This window comes from Teichococcus coralli, from assembly GCF_009829925.1.
GTDB lineage: Bacteria > Pseudomonadota > Alphaproteobacteria > Acetobacterales > Acetobacteraceae > Pseudoroseomonas > Pseudoroseomonas coralli.
In genome coordinates, this window is record NZ_SNVJ01000024.1 from 38076 (window position 1) to 56429 (window position 18354).

Consider the following 18354-nt stretch of genomic DNA (forward strand, 5'->3'; position numbering starts at 1 on the left):
CCATCGCTCTCGTCGAGTGCTCGGGAACCGTCGGGACGTTCGAGCGGCGTTGGAGTTGCGGCGCTTCCAACCCGCACTGCCACAGATGCTCCCTGTCTCGGCGGTGCCACTCCCAGAAGCTATCAGCCCGTCCACGCGCTGCGTCGGCCGCCTACCGGAAGTCTCGCGTCGGCACCTTGATCCCCGCCCCCCGCCGTGGATCCGGCATGGAGAGGTCCCGCACCTGGTGAACGGCGTGATCCGCGGCCTCTCCCTGGCTGCCCTCCCGCTGCGCGACGCCCTGCAGCATCGCCGTGAGGTCTTCCACCTCCTGCACGATGACATGGAGGACCTCGCCCTCGCGCTGCACCCGGCCGCGGCAGCCCAGCAGGCCTGCCGCCAGGATCACCCGGCGCTGCTGCTCAAACAGCGACGGCCAGACGATCAGGTTGGCCACGCCCGTCTCGTCCTCGACGGTGATGAACATGACGCCCTTGGCCGAGCCCGGCTTCTGCCGCACCAGCACCATGCCCGCGAGGGCGATCCGCTTGCCGTCCCGGATGGAAGTCAAGTCGCCGCAGGTCACCATGCCCACGGCTGCGAGATCCTGCCGCAGGAAGGACAGCGGGTGCCGCCGCAGGCTCAGGCCGGTGCTGCGGTAGTCCTCGACCACCTGCTGGCCCTCGCGCAGGGCGGCCAGGGTGACCGGCGCCTCGAGGATCTCAGGCTCCGGCATCGGGCCCCGGTCGGCCGCCGCGAACAGCGGCAGGGCTTCATCGGCCAGTCCGCGCACCGCCCACAACGCCCGGCGCCGGTCCACCCCCAGGCTGCCGAAAGCGTCCGCTTCGGCCAACCGCTCCAGGGCGGCGGGCGGGATGCGCGCGCGGCGCCAGACCTCCTCGATGCTGCGGTAGGGCTCGGCGCCACGGTGGGCGACCAGCCGGGCGGCATCGGCGTTGTTCAGGCCCTTCACCAGCCGCAGGCCCAGCCGCACCGCCAGCCCTGAACCCGGCGCGGGCTCCAGCGTGCAGTCCCAGCGGGAGGCGTTGACGCAGACCGGACGGACCTCGACGCCGTGCTCGTGGGCGTCCCGCACGACCTGCGCGGGGGCGTAGAAGCCCATCGGCTGGCTGTTCAGCAGGGCGGCGCAGAACACCGCGGGGTGGTGGCACTTCACCCAGGCGCTGGCATAGGCGACCAGCGCAAAGGAGGCGGCATGGCTCTCGGGAAAGCCGTAGCTGCCGAAGCCCTCCACCTGCGCGAAGGTGCGCTCGGCGAAGTCCGGCGTGTAGCCGCGCGCCACCATGCCGCTGACCAGTTTCTCCCGGAACACCGACACGCCGCCGGTGAACTTGAAGGTCGCCATCGAGCGGCGAAGCTGGTCCGCCTCGCTGGGCGTGAACCCGGCGCAGTGGATGGCGACCTGCATCGCCTGCTCCTGGAACAGCGGCACGCCGAGCGTCTTGCCCAGCACCCGCCGCAGTTCCGGCTTCGGGTAGCGGACCGGCTCCAGCCCCTCGCGGCGCCGCAGATAGGGGTGCACCATGTCGCCCTGGATCGGCCCCGGCCGGACGATGGCGACCTGGATGACCAGGTCGTAGAAGGTCCGGGNGACGATGGCGACCTGGATGACCAGGTCGTAGAAGGTCCGGGGCTGCATGCGCGGCAGCATCGCCATCTGTGCCCGGCTCTCGATCTGGAAGGTGCCGAGCGTGTCGGCGCGCCGGATCATGGCGTAGGTCGCCGGGTCCTCCGCCGGGACCGAGGCCATGTCGAGCCGGAGACCCCGGTGCGCCTCCAGGAGTTCGAAGGCACGCCGCAGGCAGCCCAGCATGCCGAGGCCGAGCACGTCGACCTTCATGAAGCCGAGCGCGTCGATGTCATCCTTGTCCCACTCGACCACCTGCCGCCCGGCCATGGCGGCGGGGGCGATGGGGACCAGGTCATCCAGCCGGTCCCGCGTCAGCACAAAGCCGCCGGGATGGGTGCCAAGCTGGCGGGGAAAGCCGATGAGCTCGCGCGCCAGGTCCAGGGTCAGGCGCAGGCGCCGGTCGGCGAGGTTCAGGTTGAGATCGGCCGCGTGCTCGGGCTGCACGCCGTCCTCGGCCCAGCCCCAGACCTGCGAGGCCAGGGCGCCGGTGACGTCCTCCGGCAGGCCCATGACCTTGCCGACGTCGCGGACGGCGCCGCGGGCGCGGAAGCGCATCACCGTCGCGCAGAGCGCCGCGTGGTCCCGGCCGTAGCGGCCGTAGATCCACTGGATCACCTCCTCGCGCCGCTCGCCCTCGAAGTCGACGTCGATGTCGGGCGGCTCGCGGCGCTCGGCCGAGACGAAGCGCTCGAACAGCAGGCCAGCGCGCACCGGGTCGATGGAGGTGATGCCGAGGACGTAGCAGACCGCCGAGTTGGCCGCGCTGCCGCGCCCCTGGCAGAGGATTGCCTGGCTGCGGGCGTAGCGGACGATGGCATGGACGGTGAGGAAATAGGGCGCGTAGCCGAGGTCTTCGATGAGCCGGAGCTCGTGGCGAAGCTGCGCGGAGACATCCTCCGGCACGCCGTCAGGATAACGCGCGGGCGCTGCCTCGCGAACGAGCCCCTCCAGGGCCTGCTGCGGCGACAGTACGGGATCCGCCACCTCACTGGGATACTGGTAGCGGAGCTCGTCCAGGGAAAAGCGGCAGCGCTCCATGATCTCCAGCGAGCGGGTCTGCGCCTCCGGGTGACGACGGAACAGGCGCGCCATTTCGGCGGGCTCGCGCAGGTGCCGGTCCACCGAGCGTTCGCGCCGGAACCCGGCGGCGTCGATGGTGCAGCCCTCGCGGATGCAGGTGACCACGTCCTGAAGAATTCGTCGCCGTGGCTCGTGGTAGAGCACGTCCCCGGTCACGACCGCTCGCACCCCGGCCGCCTGCGCTGCCTCCTCCAGCATTCGCAGCCGCACCGCGTCATTCGGACGCCGCAGCAGGGTCAGGGCCAGATAGCCGCGGTCGCCGAAGGTCGCCCGAAGCCTCTGGAGCCAGGCCGCCAGTTCCTGGTCGGCAGCGGGGGGCACCAGGATCGCGAGAAGCCCTTCGGAATGGGCGGCGAGGTCGTGCCAGGACAGCATGCAGGCGCCTGGGCCGCCGCGCCCCTTGCCCAGGGTCAGTAGGCGGCAGAGCCGGGCATAGGACTCGCGGTCGGTGGGGTAGGCCAGCACGGAAATGCCGTCCGTCAGGTCCAGGCGGCAGCCTACCACCAGCCGCACGCCGAATTCCTGGGCGGCGCGGTGGCAGGCGACGATGCCTGCCAGGCTGTTGTGGTCGACGACCCCGAGGGCGGGCAGGCCGAGCGCGGCCGCCTGGGCGAAGAGTTCCTGGGGATGGCTGGCGCCGCGCAGGAAGGAGTAGTTCGTGGTGACCTGCAATTCGGCGTAAGGCGCGTTCACCGCCGGTGGTGCGGGGTGGTGGATGGCGCCGCAGCCTCGGGCTTGCGCATCAGCACGTAGCCACAGCGCTCGAGATGGCGCACCAGGCGCTCGGCGGTGATGCGCGCCATCGCCTCATCGGCGTGGTGCACCCGTTTCCGGCCGTCATAGCGCAGGGCGTAGGACAAGGACTCGGCGATTTCCTCGGCCGAGGCGGGATGCAGGGGGATCTCGTTCGTCACCGGTGTCGTCCTTGTCAGAAGAGGCCGTGCAGGAACCAGGACAGGTCGCCGGTCGCCGGATCGGCGCCGTCGCCGCGCCGGAACAGCCAGAAGCGATGGCCGTTCTCGTCCTCCACGGCCCAGTAGTCGCGCACCGCGGCGACCTCGCCGTCGCGGCGCCACCACTCGCCCGCGATGCGCTCCGGCCCATCGGCCCGCCGCACGCGATGGCGGATGCGACGCCAGAGGAACAGGGCGGGCGGGTCATCCGGCAGCGCCGACACGACATCGATCGCCTGCGGTGGGTTCAGCAGGCGAACGGGGCGGCGCAGATCCCAAGTCCAGGCGGCCGACGGGCCCGCCGCCAGGGGGAAGCTGACCTGGATGGCGCGCTCGGGCACATCGCTCTCCCGCGGCAGCACGCTGAAGACACGCGCTTCGCCGAAGCGGCTGGCCAGCCGGTCCACCAGCGGCGCCAGATCGACCTCCGGGCCATGGTCCGGGGACAGGGCGGAGCAGCGCTGGGTCGGCCGGATCGGCTCGGCCAGGGTGACCACCAGCCGCATGGCCGAGACGCCAAAGCCGGGCTCGACGCTCTCCAGCCGTTCCTTCAGCAGGCGACCCAGGTGGTGCGCGTCCCGGGATGGCCGCGAGGTGCCGATCGGAATGACCTGCACGGCGTCGTCCACGCGCTCGAAGATCAGGTCCAGGCGGCGGGCACCCAGCCCGGCCTGCTCCAGCCGGGGACAGACCGCGTCCACCAGGCGCTCGATCGCGATCGCCAGGGCCGCCGCGGTCAGCAGCGGCTCGGCGAAGGCAAGGTGGTGCTGGACCGCCTCGGGCGGCACCAGCGGCGTGATCGGCTCGGCCTCCCGCCCCAGCGCCTGGTCCAGCCGCCGCAGCACTTCAGGACCGAAGCGGCGGGCCAAGGGTGCCCGCGGCAGGGACAGAAGCTGGCCGACGAGGTCGATGCCGAGGCGCCGCAGGGCCTGCACGGTCTCGGCCTCCAGGCGCAGTGCGCCAATGGGGAGCAGGGCGACGGCGTCCGCATGCGCGCCCGGCGGCACGATGGTCATGGACTGCGCACTGTGCCGGGCCAGCGCCCAAGCGGCGCCGGGTGTGTCGGCCAGGGCCGCCCGCGCGCTGATGCCGGCCCGCTCCAGGCGGCTGAGGAGGGCGGCCAGCATCGCCGCCTCGCCGCCATGCAGATGGGCGCAGCCGGTGGCATCGATCCAGAGGCTGTCCGGCGCCGCGGGCGCGGTCAGCGGCGACCAGCGCAGGCACCACGCCGCCAGCTCGGCTAGGGCGCTAGTGTCGCCTTCGGGATCGGCCTCGGCCACCTGGAGGTCCGGCACCATCGCCTGGGCATGGGCCAGCGCCATGCCGGGACGCAGGCCCAGCCGCAGCGCGGCCTGGTTCGCGGCCGCGATGACCTGCCGGTTCTCCTCGGCCATCCGGGTCACCAGGGGCGCTTCAAGCGGCTGTTCTGCCGGGGGCTGCACGCCTGCGGAGGTGGCTTGGCGGCGCCGCAGCCGGTCGGTGGGCCAGGTCGGCAGGTAGAGCGAGACGACCCTGCGCATCACAGGCCTCCACAGTCCAGGAACCGGGCACACCGCCGCGGCATCGCATCAGGTCGAGTTGCCACCGCGCCCGGCCCAGGCCGGGGGTGTCCGGCGAATGGGGCAGCGGGGGTGGCGACGGTCGGCAGGCGACCGTCCAGCGCGTCACCGCCGCCGTCGGCTCCGACAGCAGGAGGTCGTTGAGCTGGGGTCCACGCCGGATCAGGAACGCCAGGGCGCCCGACGCTTCCGCCGCGAGCTGCAGCCGCCGCGACGCCGTCAGACTCAGGCGGCCCGAGTATTCCCCGACCACGCCGGCCAGGCCGGGGTGCCGCAGCCCTTCCTCCATGGCCAGCAGGACCGCTTTTCCGGCTTCCACGTGGACGACCCGGGAGCCGGGCAGCCCGACGCCCGCCAGGGCCGGCGCAAAGAGGTCAAACCGCTCCGACGCCCAGAGCACCGGCCCACCCGTGCACGCCAGGATCCCGGCCACCAACAGGGCGGCGGCCGAGGCGTGCTCCACATTGGCCCCTGCCCCCGCGACCTCGTGCAGGGCGCCGCAGACCAGGCCGCCTTGTGGCAGCGCGCCGTCCAGGACGGGGATGCCGAACGGCACCACGCGCCGAGCCTGCCCGGCGCCGTGCCCCTCGATCCGGGCCACCTGCTCGCGAAGCGCGCTCAGCAGCGCGGATGGGCTCGATGCCGCCATGACTCCCTCTACCCAGGAGAAAGAACATAAAGCGAACAGAAAAGTTTTGTGAAGCCCTGGCTTGGGAGGCGAGTGCGACGCACGGCCTCATGATGATCCAGGTCAAGCGCCAGCAAGTCGCCGCTGCAGGGAAAGCCGCGTGACGTTGCCCGGTCTGGTGCTGCTGTGGCAGCAGCCGGACAGGGCTCAGGGTGTCATCTTTGTCACGCTGGAGGACGAGCGGGACCAAGCCAACCTAGTGGTCTGGGCGGATCTTGACGCCTGAGATCGCGACGCGCTTCTCGGTGCGCGACTGATGGTGGTGGAGGGACGGATGGAGCGGAAGAGCGAGCACGCTGCAGTGTCAGGTACCCATGTCACGCGTACCGGTGGCCATGGCGTCGCCTCTATGTAGGATAGCGTCCTTCACTTTATCTCACGAAAATATGCCATCTTGGGCACGCACATGATGGCTTGCCAAAATTGACGCGTCTATCCACTCTCTCTGGGCTAACCCTGGAGATGACCGGTGCAACCTATCCCCGAACAGCCTCTTCGGCTGATTGCGCTTGATGCGCCCGAAGCTTTCGACACTGTCGAAGCCGCCGATATTGAAGCTGCTCGACGAGCTCTGCAGCTAACTCCACCGGAGTTCGCCGAGCAGCTCGGCTGGTCGCTGCGCAAGTACCAGCGCACCCTGGAAGCGGCGCAGGACGACGGCTTTGTTGTCCGTGATGTGGCTCTTGCGGTACGCGGCCTCGTCGACGTGCTGCTGGGCGCCGACGATGACGGCCCTGCAGAGTCTATCACTGACATCGATGTGACGCTCTCCACTAACTCTGCAGCCAAAGCCTTCCTTGGTGGACGTGTGTTTCCGGCCATTCTGCCAAATATCGCGGCAAATTCTGGGGAATGGACGGCACAAGTTACGCCGCACCTGCTGCGCCTGGTTGCTGCGCGGGCGATGCGCGGTAAACCCATCACCTATGGTGCGGCAGCCACCACCTTGGAGGAGCGCGGCCTGACCAAGCGCGTCTGGCCCCGCACTCTTTATGGCATGCCACTGGGCGCCATCTGCGATGCGATGATGCTGCTTAGTCGTGAAGGGGGAATGCGGATCCCGCTGCTGTCGGCGATCGTGGTTAAGGCGAGTGGGCAGCCCGGCACTGGCATCGACGGGATGATCAAGAAGTTCATCAAGCAACACGAGGAATCCGGCCGCGCCAAGGAACTGCTGGTGCGTCTGCGACGCGATCGTGAGGCGCTGATCCAGGAGTTGCAGGGTGAGGTTTGCACCTTCCCACACTGGCCAGGGGTCGTTCGTGCCCTCGGCCTCATCGAAGCCTGATGGGATGCCGCAGTAGCAGTTTGTCCCGTAGCGCTCGCTGGACAGTGCGGCTTCGAGCCTGACTACCGCCAGCGGCGGCCGGGCCGAGGCCAACGCTGCCTATCTCTCCGAGATCGAGAGCGGCAAGGAACCCGGTAGTGCAGTCGCGCTGGTGCGGCTGGCCAAGGTCCTGAAGGTTGAGGTCGAGGACCTGCTCGCCACGCCGAGCGAGTAGCGCCCTGCGAGCCTGAAAGAGCAGGGTAGCCGCGTGTGGGCTGCCCTGCCCCTCCACTGTAGTTGGCACCCACCGTGCAGCTCGCCCTGTTCAAGGAGCGCTGTGCGGCCTTGATAGCGGGGAGAGCGCGTAGCCATTCTTTTCCCGCTCTACGTAACGACGTACCTACGAAAGACCGTGTCGTCGAGCTTGCGACGCTACGCAATACCGCGTAGCCGTAGTGGCGGGGATACACAGGGATGTGGGGACATGCCCGTATTGACGCTTGCGAACTCGAAGGGGGGATGCGGCAAGACGACCACCGGCCGCATGATGGCCGCACTCCTGGCCATGGAGGGGGCGAACTTCGCGGTGATTGACGCGGACCCGAACCGGGCACTGCACCGCTGGCTGGCTAACCTCTATGAGGGGCCGGAGATCATTCACAAGGCCGAGGAGAACGAGGACCGCCTGGCGCACCTGATTGCCGAAATGCGCGAGCGGCATGCGCTGGTCCTGGTGGACACAGCGGGCTTCGAGAACCTGGGCAGTAGCGTCGCCATCGCTAGTGCCGACGCGGTGCTGATCCCCTGCATGTCGAGCGAGGCGGATCTGTTCGAGACACGCCGGACTGCGGAGAAGGTGCGCTCGCTCTCGGTGACGACCCGGCGGAAGATCCCGGCCTATGTCGTCATGAACGGCATCCGCGCCACCTCCGTTTCCGCCTACGCCGCCCAGCAGGTCCAGGAGGCCGGGCTACAGATGCTGAAGACCACCTTCGGCCGGCGAGCCGACTTCGAAGCCATGACCCTCACCGGCAAGACGCCCCGCACCGGGGAAGCTTGGCGCGAGACAATGAAGCTCCTTCGTGAGATGCGCAGCCTTGGCGTCATGCCGGAAGCACGTGAGCGCGTGGAGGCGTAACGACGTGGGGACAAAATTTAAGCCTCTGCCTCCGCCGGCTCCAGACCCAGCCAACTTAGTGGAGTTGGTACGGCGCGCCGACCCTACGGCACCACCTGCACGCGTAGAGTCAACGGTACGTAACGACGAGCCTACGACCCTCAATCTCCGCCTGCGCATGAGCAGCGTGGAGGCGATTGCGGCAGTGGCCGAAGAACGCGGAATGACCATGAAACAGGTCGTAACGCTGGCCCTACGTGACGCCGGCGTTGCGGTGGCGCCAGAGGATCTGGAGGATCGGTCCACCAAGCGGCGCGGGCGTCGCTAACGCATTCGCGAGTCGGGGCGGCAGGTGTGGCTTCTTGCGAGGCGCGCCTGCCATTCACTCACAAGCCGGGTGTGGCTTCTTGCGAGGATTCTGTGCCTTCTTGCGAGGCGCTGACGCCATAAAACAGGGGCTTATGGGGTTATCCCGTGGCTTCTTGCGAGCAAACTAATAGAAATATCTTAGCTAATAGTTTCCTCGCAAAACCGCACAGGGACGATCCCCCACGGCCTGTGGCACAAAGGCCAGGAAGTAGGGGACCCTTTGAGAAGGCGGTCTAGGCATGGGGACGGTACACGATCTGCTGGAGGCGAAGGGCAAAAGCGGCGCCATCCAGGCGGGTGTGGACCGAAGCGTTGTGGAGGCAGCCAGCCTCTACATGGCCGATGAGGATAGCAGCCTCGGCTTTGCGTTTAGCGGCTGGGCACAATGCGCACTGCCGCACCGTCGGCTCGGACCAAGTGACCGCTGGGAGATTGCAGGAGAGCGGGTGCGCTTGGTTGTCGAGCCGGGACTGCGCCCCTCCGCAGACAACGGCCCCATGGAGCACGTTGGCGTCCCATACGGCTCCATCGCCCGCTTGATCCTGCTTTTCCTCCAAACCGAGGCGCTACGCACCGGCTCTCGGGAGGTGGAACTCGGCGGCAGCCTCCGCCAGTGGCTCACGAAGATTGGCGCTAGCATCGGCGGGTCCAATGCACGTGCAGTCCGCGACCAGGCCGAGCGCATCAGCCGTTGCCGGCTGACCTTCCATATCCAAGGCTCTGGAAAAGTCGGCTTGGTCAACCAGAGCATCGTGGACCGCGCTCTATTCATCGAGGATGATGTCTCGCCCCATCAGGGCCGGCTATCCCTGGAGACTGCCAAACTCAGCGAGGGCTTCTTCGAGCAGCTCAAGAAGCACCCCGTCCCGCTAGAAGAGGCGGCAATTAGGGCGATCAGCAACAACCCGGCCGCCCTGGATGCGTACTTGTGGCTCGCCTATCGCCTGCATGTGCTTTCTGGCGATAAGCTGGTCACCTGGAAGGCGCTGAAAGCGCAGTTTGGCGCCGGCTACAAGGAACTGTTCCACTTCAAGCCGCGGTTCATCCAGGCTCTCTCCTTAGCTACGGCGGTCTACCCGGCGGCGAAGATCGAGATCGTGGAGCAGGGTGTCATCCTGAAACCGTCCCGGCCACCTGTTGCCCCTAAGCTGACGGCATTGCGTTAGGCTGCCATCTGCTCGCAAAAAGGCACACCCTCTGGGGCTCACATGAACGACGGCAGCCTACGCACGGCCGCCAAGACTGAGATCTGATACGCAGGGATCTGCCAAAGCTATAGACGGGAGTGAACCTTCTGGGCGCGCTCACTTGTGGAGCCTAGACGCTGAGGACTGTGCCCATTGTGGCAACCGGGGCTGGGCCCAACGGGTACGCACGCTAAGCCAGGGATTCCAGTGTCCGTCAACGGCCGCAACCTTCACCGTAGTCCCCCCTCCAGAGCGCCTGAACGACTTGGCCGCAAGGCTGTGACGTAGGCCAAACCGTTCCGGACTTTAACGGCCCGTCATCACCAAATTTCCCGCAGGAAGGCGACCGCAGGCAAACCAGTGAGGGCAGCGCGGGCAATCCTCAGCCTTGCCTGTGGCCGGAAAGGACCCGTGCCGGAGAAGGTCGCCAAGCTCCTGCAGGGTCTGAAGCCTGTTTTTCAGCTTCCTGGACGTGAGGTCCACAGGGTGCACCGTGTCGTCGGTCAAGCTGACCACCTCAGCGCGGCCGCGACCGTCACCCTCAGCCTGGGCCGCCAGCATCAGGAGCGCAAAGCCGATGTTCAGATCATCGATGCCACCGCTCCCGGTTCGGATGCGGCGCAGGATCCGCTCGCCCGCCACCGTCCATGCATCCTCAGCATGCACGAGCACCTGAATACCGGCTTGATAAACGACGACCGCCGCGGACTGCATGGAAGTCCGGCCCTTGAGTTGCCGGTGAAGCGCCGCGAGCAGCTTCGAGGCGAGGGCGCGGTATTGCTTCGCGTAACCGTGATCCCATGGGCCGTGCTCCAGCCAGATGGCCTCGAAGGCTTGCTCCAGCCTGGCCAAGCCAGAGCCACCGAGGTCAGAATTTTTCTCAGCTATCCGGTTCAGCAGCCGTTGCATGCAGTCGTGGGTCTTGGCGAAGGGGCCGGTCTGGCGGGCCGCGCCGATGCCGAGCAGGGCGGTGTGCAGCATCCTGCGCGGGCAACGCTGGAGTTGCTCAAGTTGATGGGCCTGCAGCTTCGCGCCGCCAGCGGGCCACGACACGGAAATGGTGCGTTCTGCGGCTGGTGAAGAGGGCAGGGCAGGCGAGCCCCGCTTCACCAGCGGAGCGGGCACGATCCTGGCCAGGAATGGCGACGGCGACAGTGCCCGGTTTCCGGCGGTTCGATCACTCTGGTAGAGCCGCAGGTGGGTCTTCGCGCGCGACAGCGCGACGAAGAAGAGGCATTCCTCCTCCGCGGCGGCGTACTCGGCGGGGGATTGTGGTCCGGCCGCCTCGATCAACCCATGCGGCGGCGGGCAGGTCTGGCGCTTCTCGGGCATAGGGAAGCTCTTGTCCGTAAGGCCCGGCAGGTGCACCGCCTCGAACTCCAGGCCTTTGCTCCCGTGCACGGTCATCACGTGAACCGCATCGAGGCCCCTGGCCGCCTCCGGCACGTCGCCGAGGCCTTTTGCCTCGCCGAGTAGCGCGATCCGCCGCAGTCTCTGCATGAAGCGCCTGATGGGCGGCCCAGCCTCTCCCGGAGGCTGCGTGCGGACCGTCTCCAGGAGTCTCCAGACGGCGAGGCGGCGCATGCTGCTGGCTATCCCTTCGGCTTCGGCCAGATCCGCCAGCCACCTTGTGCGGTCCATGACGTACGCGGTCAGGAACTCCCATGGCGTGGAGAAGGGGCCCAGGCCCGCGAGATCGTCCCGCAGCTGGGCAAGGCCTGCCGCACCCTGCGGCGAAAGGCCGGGGAGAACCGCCAAGTCCGGCAGCGCTTCCAGCGCGGCCCGATCGCCCAGCCGCAGCGCCGACGCCAGGGTGCACACGTCCTGTAGGGTCAAGTCGTAGCGAGGCAGCGCCCCAACGCGTGGCAAGCCCGCGCCGGTGGGATCTACGGCCAGGCTGAGGAGGCTCAAAAGATCCCGCACCTCCTCGCGCTCCAGCAGATTGCCAATGTGTAGGACCGGGATACCCGCCGTCTCGAGCGCGGCCGTGACCTTTTCAACCCGAGCGTTCGCGCGGCAGAGGACGGCTTGCTGGCCATGACGCACCCCACGTTCGGCGAGCTCCTTCACGCATGCCACCACCTCGGCCAGCTCGGCGTCGTCGTCGGGGCAGACCGTGAGCGACGGCGAATGCCCGGCGGCGCCGCGACGGGCCGTCAGGTCCAGGGGAACGCTTCCCACGGACGCGACCATGGACGACGCAAATCCGACGAAGCCGCGGACGACCTCGGTCGAGGAGCGGTAGTTCGTGTCTAGTCCCAGAGCCACGTGGGGACCAAAGTCGTCCCCGAAGCGGGACATGCTGGCGGAGGATGCTCCGCGGAAGCGGTAGATGGCTTGCCGGGCGTCACCGACCGCCCATAGTTCGTCACCCCGGCCGACCAGCGCCTTCAGGAGCCTGATGCTCGCGCGGTTGACGTCCTGGTACTCGTCCACCAGGACGTGGCGGTGCCGCTCGCGGAGCCCTGCCGCCAGGGCGGGGTCGTCCTCGAGCAACAGGGTCGGCAGCATGATCATGTCGCCGTAGTCGATGCCACCCGTCGCCTGCAGCTTACCCTGATAGGCCGCGTAGACACGCGCCACCTCCTCGGCCCGCTCCGCAGCCGTCAGCTTCTCCGGGTTTCCCGCCGCCGCGTGACGCATGGCGGCGGCCAGCTCGGCGTAGCGCTGCGGTCCCACGACCTCGTCCTTGGCGCGGGACACGGCGCCCAGGACGTCCTTGAGGAGCCTCTCCGGAGACCACAGATTCCGGTAGTGCTTGAGGTCAAGGGTGGCGAGTAGGTCCTCCAGGGCCTCAACAGCCGAGGCGCTGTCGACAAGGACAGGGCGATCCGGCAGGCCGAGCCGATCGGCGTGGCGCCGCACGATGTCGGCGCCGAACTGGTGGAACGTGCCGACCCACACGCGGGCGCCGTCGTCAGGGAGTGCGGCGCAAATCCTTTCGGATGCCTCCGCCGCAGCACGTTCGGAGAAGGTGAGCACAAGGATCGACGCCGGGTCCACGCCCGCCCGGACAAGATGGAGGATTCGCGCGACCATCGTGCGCGTCTTTCCCGTCCCTGGACCGGCGGATAGCAGCAGTGGGCCGCCGGTGTGCGACACCGCGGCTTCTTGGGAGCGATCCAGGCCGGGCGAAGTCTTCGGGGCAGGGGAGGGCGCCTCCACGTCGGGCAGCAGCAGCGAGTCCAAGAGCTGCCTCTCCACCACGCCGCGGGGAAGCCCCGTGCTGGCGACGATGGAGGCCGCGGTCAACCCACCGGCGATGTGCATCCGGCGGGCCTCGTCACGGGGCAGGGCGAACTCCCGCGCGAACACCTCGGCCTCGAGTTCGCGCCGCTCCCGCGGGCCGTAGTCGGTGAGACGGACCGCGGCCGTCCCAGCCCGCCCTGCGGCGACCGACATGTCGTAACCGGCGGTCAGGCGGTGGACAGCCTCGTGCCCCAACTCGTGGGCCAGGAGCAGGGCCCGCTCGCCGCCGCCTCCGCGGTTCGCGCAGACGATGGTTCCCGCCTGAGGGTCCAGGAGCGCCATCGTCCCGTTTAGGAGCGGGCTTCTAGCGGGCACCCAACTGACCTCGAACCCGAGATGGCCCGCAGCTACCTCCGCGAGAGCCAGGATGTCAGACGTCCCTGCCGTCGACGAGACGGCCTGGCGGAGGGCGCGTGCCGCGAAGCGCGCGGCGTCGAAGGAATTCACCGCCGCGCGCCGGATCAGTCGGCCAGCATGTGCTGAATGGCGTCGGCGGTCATCCCAGCCTCGCGCGCGACCTCCTCCAGTGTCATGGCGCTTGCGAATGCAGTGGGCTTTCGCTTCGCCTTAGCCGCCATGGCTGGCGGAAGCCGCGCCCCTGAGCATGCGTGGAGGATGATGTCATTCGCGGGTACAGGTGTCGGCATGGCCCTGCCGATGCGCTCGGCAACGACCCCTGGCAGACCTACGACCCGTCCATCCCTGATGGCGCTGAGCACCGTCCTCGACATGCGCGCGTCCTTCGCCACCTGGGCGAACTGCTGAGTGCTCAGGTCCACGAAGGGGTTGCCACGCGGCTTGGCGTTGAATGCGGTGGCTCCGTCATCCTGGTTCTGGGTGGGGGCGCGGCTCTCGAGGGCGAGGGCGAGCACGTACCGGCACAGCTCCTGAAGCTTTACCCCGATCTCGTGCGCCTGGAGCTGAAGCCTCGCGTGGGTTTCCGCGTCCATCCTCACGGTTCGGTAGATCGTTTCGTCGCCGCGGCCCTGCCGCCCGACGCGAAGCTTGCTCTCATTCGCTGAGATGGCTGCCACGACATCGTCGCGCGTGGTCCGGTCGGCAGCGGCCCGGAACGCGGCCAGACCCGCGCGCAGCGCGTCCACGATGGCTTGGTTCGAGGCCGGAACGCCTGGCGCGTCGGCGAGGAGGGTGACCTGTGCGGGGTCGAGGCCGAGGCTGTAGGCGCCCATGCGTTCCCGAGCCGCAAGCGAACGGATCTGCGCCTCCCTCGAACTCTCGGCCTTGCTGCGGGCGAGGTTGGCACTCCAGCGCTGCAGGTCGGTCGGGGACGCCGCGTCGAGGAGTTCGCCGATCCGCCTGAGGAACATGCGGTGCGCCTCGTCGGCGGCATCGCCGAACCCCTTGGCGCCATTCCGGCCCACACCCGGGCACCAGACGATGTGGGTTCGCGATGGCTCGTGGAAGTCATGACGCATGACTGCTCTGACGACCTGTTCGAGGTCGCTCCGGGCCAACTTGGTGGAAGGATTCGATCGGGCGCTGTCCATGTCGCCGCCGGTGGCGTGCCCTGCGCCCTGCTGCCTCACCATGATCTGCTACCCCTCGCTTGCCGAGCTCCAACAAGGAGCCGACTTCGTCGCAGGCCGATGTTCACCGGCTATGCGGTGAGATTCACCGAAACGCGGTGAAATTGCAACCGGGGTGGTGATGCCGCAGAAAGGCGGGGCAGTCTGAGAGGCCGACAGTGTCCGTTCTTGATGCCATCCAGGAAATCGCAATCGATCCGGCGCGGCTGCCTGCTGCCCTCGCCGCCCTCCCGACCGGCGACCCCTGCCTCGACCCCGTGGGACTACGCGCCGAGGCCGGTGCTGCCATGCAGGGCGTGCTCTCGCATAGCGACGCGATCACCCTTCGGCATTTCGCGGATGGCCAGCAACCGTGGCTCGTCATACGTACCGGGATCGACCTGGGCTCGCTGCCCGAAACCCCTACGGATTTCCCGCCGCTCCGGCACAACGCTTGGTGGCCACTCGCATGGGCAACGGTTGGCCTCATGTCCTTGGCCGGGGCGCGGCTGGTCTCATACCAGTCCGAGAACAACGGCGCCGCGTTCGTGAACCTGGTCGCCCAGTCTGCTGGAGTGGCGGGCGCCGGTTTGGCCGAGCGGTCCACCAAGTCGATGAGAGGGCACACCGACGGAGTGTCGCTGCCGTTCCCGACCGAGTTCGCTGCTGGTGGAGAGGAGCAATCGCCCGCTCCTGACCTCTTGGTGCTGGTGGGCCTTCGCAATCCATCCGGCACGATGACAAGGCTTGCGCCGGTGTCGTCGGCCTTGGACCGCCTGACGGATGACCAGTACCAGGCGATGCAGGAGCCGTGGTTTAACATCGCGCCCCAGAGGACTTTCGTGAACGGGCGCCCCCGGGTCGGTGCTCCTCTATTGAGTTGTGGAGAGCCCCGCCACGGTGTCTCCATGCGCTTCAGCCATAGTAGCGTGACGGTGTCGGACGAGGCGCCGCCTGTGGCGTGCGAAGCGTTGGAGGCGTTCGCCGCCGCTCTGCTCGGGCTCTACACCAACGTGGTGGTGGGGCCAGGGGATATCTGCATGATCCACAACAGGCAGGTCATTCACGGCCGCGCGGCGCCGGGGCCCGGTGTCGGGGGAGTCACCCGATGGCTGCTGCGCACCTACGGATGGATGAGCGACACCACCGGCAGTCACCGGCACGGCGATCCGGCGCACCTCCACCTCTAATGACTGCGCCTTGCCGATAGACTGATCGGGCATCGTCACCTTGTTGAGGCGAGGGCTGTGTTCGGGCGGACGGCAGCCCCCCGCTGATCCTCACACTGCAAACTGGGCGCCCGTCTCCTGCCGCCAGATCCGGAAGGCTTTTGCGCTAGCGTTTCGGTACTGGCTGGTCGGCATCAGGTGCCCAGTCTGCTTTTGTGCGAGGGTTGCCAGGGCCGGCGGGACGGCGGACGGCCCGACACGGAAGGGCGTGATCACCGCCGATCAGTCGGCCACGCCTCCGCGAAGCGGAGGTGGTTGGAGCAGGCTCTGCCTTTTGGCGGTCTTCAAGAGATGCGCCACGGAGGAGGTCGACCAGTGGGTGCCGCCGCGCTGAGGGTAGAGGCGAAGCGCAGAGAGCCGGTCGCCGATCGCCCGCAGCGTTGCGTCCGGGCTCTCGCTCACGATGGCCGCGACGGTCCGCAGGGCGGTGTTGCGCTCGCTGACGGCGGTCGTCCGCTTGTGGCCCCGGGCCTGGAGCAACTCGGCAGGCGCCAAGCCGTCGCGCACCAGGGCCCGGACCGCCCGGACCAGCCGCGCCTGCGTCCAGAGAGGCGCCGCCGCCCCTTTGGCGGACAGGCGGACGTTCACGGCTCGGACCACGTCGTCCCAGGTGCGGCCCTCCTCGAGGCGCAGCTTCGCCACCAGAGGCAGCCATGCGTCGGCGCTGGCTGACACCTGGGCGAGGTAGGCGTCCTCCCGGGCATGCTGGAGCCGCCGGAGCGCGTCAGGATCGCGCGCGCGGATGGCCGGGTTGCCGCCTCGGCGACCCTCACGAGCCGCCCGCGCCAGGCCGCTGACGACCCGCTCCCGGATCAGCGCGCGCTCGAACTCGGCCACGGCGCCGAGCATCTGCAGCACCAAGCGTCCCTGGGGGGTCGCGGTGTCGATCGGGTCGCCGAGGACCCGGAGGTAGGCCCCCTTCGCCTCCAGCCCGCGGACGACCTCGAGCAGGTGCTCGAGAGACCGGGCCAACCGGTCCAGCTTGGTGACGACCAGGGTGTCGCCGCGGCCAAGCCGGCGCAGGAGGGCCGCCAGGACCGGCCGGCTTCGGTCCCCACCGGACGCCCGCTCCTCCAGCACGTCGCCGCAGCCGGCGGCGCGCAGTTCGTCGACTTGGCGCAGGGTGCGCTGGTCGTCGGTGCTGACCCGGGCATATCCGATGGCCTTGGGCATCTCGCGGTCTCCGGCTCTCTGTTTCGGGGCACCCGGACGCCGCAGATTACAATTGCGGAAGTTGTCACGAAACATGTGTTTGGCGGCGGTTCCAAGGGCCGTCGGCCCGCCAGGACGTCATGAATAGCTAGCCCGGCCCAGCAGGATTTTCTGGCCCGCTTGCCTTCGACGCCCGGGTAAGTGCCTGACAAACCGGTCCTTTGCCGGCGCATCAAGAGCGACGGGGCCGCGCGCCAGGGCGGCTAACTGGCCAGCGTGGCGCGGGGCGGCGCTAGGTCCGAGACCCGGCGGGCCAGGCTCCGGCCGCACGGCGGCATTAAAAGCCCTTCTTTGAAGCTAATGGTTGGTTAGGGTAAATTCAGCGCGCAACCGAGGGGAGGGGATGCCGATGGCCCTGTTGGTCAGGACGCGGCATGACGGCCCCCCGCCGCTGGGCGACCCCGCCCTGCTGGCGGCGCTCGCCGCGGCCAGCGCGGCGGTCGCGCGTCTCGACGCGGTTGTCCCCCTGCACCCGCTGCGGGAGGCGCTGCTGCATCGCGCCCGCCTCGACGCGGCGCGGCGCCAGGCCGCGGCGGACGGGGCCCTGATCGATCCCTGGCATCTCGCCGCCGTGCTGGAGGGCCTGCCGCTACGGGCGATGCGGGACAGCGCGCGGGCGATGGACGCGGGCGCGCTCCACGACGCCGCGCGCCTCGCGCTCGACTACCACGGCTGGCTCGCCGCACCCGGCCTCGCGGCGGAAGGCGAGGTGCGGGCGGCGCTGGCCGCGCTGGAGGTCGCGCGCCCCACCGGCGTCCCGTTGCTCGACGCCGCCTGGGGCGCCTGGCGCTGGCTCGAACACGGCGGGGCGCGCCCGCCGCTGCGCGCCGCGCTGGTGCGGCGCTGGGAAGCGGTGGGCCTGCTGCGCGCGCCGCTGCCGCTCACCGGGGCGGCGGCGCTCGGGCCCGGCCAGCCCTGGGAGCCGTCGCTCTGGATCCCGGCCTTCCTGCGGGCGGTGGCCGCCGAGGCCGGGGCGGCGCTGGACCTGCTCGTCGAGATGGAGCGGCGCTGGCGCGCGGCGCGGGCGGCGGTGGCCGCCGGGCGGCGCAGGACCTCGCGCACGCCCGCGGCGGTGGACCTGCTCGCCGCCGTCCCGCTCGTCTCGGCCACCACGCTGGCCGCCGCGCTGGGCCTGTCGGTGAAGGCGGCCGGCGCGATCCTCGACGACCTGGTCCGCCGCGGGGTGGCGGTGGAGGTGACGCACCGCCACAGCCGCCGGCTGTTCGGCCTCGCCGGCCTGGCGCCGCTGCGCGCGGCCGCCGCGGCGCCGCGCCGGCCGGTGCCCAGG

General features: G+C 69.1%; 13 protein-coding genes. 6 read left to right on the forward strand and 7 right to left on the reverse strand.

Going from position 1 to position 18354, the window contains the following annotated elements:
• Positions 1–151: 151 nt before the first annotated feature.
• From dnaE to E0493_RS20075, 4 genes are read right to left on the reverse strand one after another with little or no spacing between them, the layout of a single operon-like run.
• The gene (gene dnaE / locus E0493_RS20060) at positions 152–3403 is read right to left on the reverse strand and encodes a DNA polymerase III subunit alpha (RefSeq protein WP_160939042.1); all 3252 of its coding nucleotides are present in this window, start codon (positions 3401–3403) and stop codon (positions 152–154) included.
• On the reverse strand, positions 3400–3624 hold the full coding sequence (locus tag E0493_RS20065; protein ID WP_160939043.1) for a hypothetical protein: 225 nt from the start codon (positions 3622–3624) through the stop codon (positions 3400–3402). The genes dnaE and E0493_RS20065 overlap by 4 nt, the downstream gene beginning before the upstream one ends.
• A gap of 14 nt (positions 3625–3638) precedes the next feature.
• On the reverse strand, positions 3639–5183 hold the full coding sequence (locus tag E0493_RS20070; protein WP_160939044.1) for a Y-family DNA polymerase: 1545 nt from the start codon (positions 5181–5183) through the stop codon (positions 3639–3641).
• The gene (locus E0493_RS20075; protein WP_160939045.1) at positions 5077–5871 is read right to left on the reverse strand and encodes an ImuA family protein; all 795 of its coding nucleotides are present in this window, start codon (positions 5869–5871) and stop codon (positions 5077–5079) included. The genes E0493_RS20070 and E0493_RS20075 overlap by 107 nt, the downstream gene beginning before the upstream one ends.
• 139 nt (positions 5872–6010) lie before the next feature.
• Here E0493_RS20075 and E0493_RS23795 point away from each other — a divergent pair, with 139 nt between their 5' ends.
• The 4 genes from E0493_RS23795 (at position 6011) to E0493_RS20090 (ending at position 9829) form a co-directional block, all read left to right on the forward strand.
• The gene (locus tag E0493_RS23795; RefSeq protein ID WP_268894133.1) at positions 6011–6136 is read left to right on the forward strand and encodes a hypothetical protein; all 126 of its coding nucleotides are present in this window, start codon (positions 6011–6013) and stop codon (positions 6134–6136) included.
• Positions 6137–6379: 243 nt separating this feature from the next.
• Complete coding sequence (locus E0493_RS20080) at positions 6380–7198, forward strand: hypothetical protein (protein WP_160939046.1); 819 nt, start codon at positions 6380–6382, stop codon at positions 7196–7198.
• A gap of 463 nt (positions 7199–7661) precedes the next feature.
• Positions 7662–8315: a ParA family protein gene (locus E0493_RS20085; protein WP_160939047.1), complete on the forward strand. Its 654-nt coding sequence runs from the start codon at positions 7662–7664 to the stop codon at positions 8313–8315.
• 587 nt (positions 8316–8902) lie between these two features.
• On the forward strand, positions 8903–9829 hold the full coding sequence (locus tag E0493_RS20090) for a replication protein RepA (protein ID WP_160939048.1): 927 nt from the start codon (positions 8903–8905) through the stop codon (positions 9827–9829).
• A gap of 327 nt (positions 9830–10156) precedes the next feature.
• Here E0493_RS20090 and E0493_RS20095 read toward each other — a convergent pair whose 3' ends face one another.
• Both E0493_RS20095 and E0493_RS20100 read right to left on the reverse strand, forming a co-directional pair.
• Positions 10157–13381 carry an ATP-dependent helicase gene (locus E0493_RS20095; protein WP_160939049.1) on the reverse strand — a complete coding sequence of 1075 codons (3225 nt, stop codon included), beginning with the start codon at positions 13379–13381 and terminating at the stop codon, positions 10157–10159.
• Positions 13382–13560: 179 nt separating this feature from the next.
• On the reverse strand, positions 13561–14649 hold the full coding sequence (locus tag E0493_RS20100; RefSeq protein ID WP_160939050.1) for a hypothetical protein: 1089 nt from the start codon (positions 14647–14649) through the stop codon (positions 13561–13563).
• 155 nt (positions 14650–14804) lie between these two features.
• Between E0493_RS20100 and E0493_RS23975 the strand changes: the two genes are divergently transcribed.
• On the forward strand, positions 14805–15815 hold the full coding sequence (locus E0493_RS23975; RefSeq protein ID WP_160939051.1) for a TauD/TfdA family dioxygenase: 1011 nt from the start codon (positions 14805–14807) through the stop codon (positions 15813–15815).
• A gap of 261 nt (positions 15816–16076) precedes the next feature.
• Here the strand turns inward: E0493_RS23975 and E0493_RS20110 are convergent, their stop codons facing one another.
• Complete coding sequence (locus E0493_RS20110; RefSeq protein ID WP_160939052.1) at positions 16077–17027, reverse strand: recombinase family protein; 951 nt, start codon at positions 17025–17027, stop codon at positions 16077–16079.
• 388 nt (positions 17028–17415) lie between these two features.
• On the opposite strand from E0493_RS20110, the gene E0493_RS20115 reads away from it, so the two are divergent.
• Positions 17416–18354, forward strand: a 939-nt coding sequence (locus tag E0493_RS20115; RefSeq protein ID WP_160939053.1) for a hypothetical protein, incomplete at its 3' end; no start/stop codon positions are given.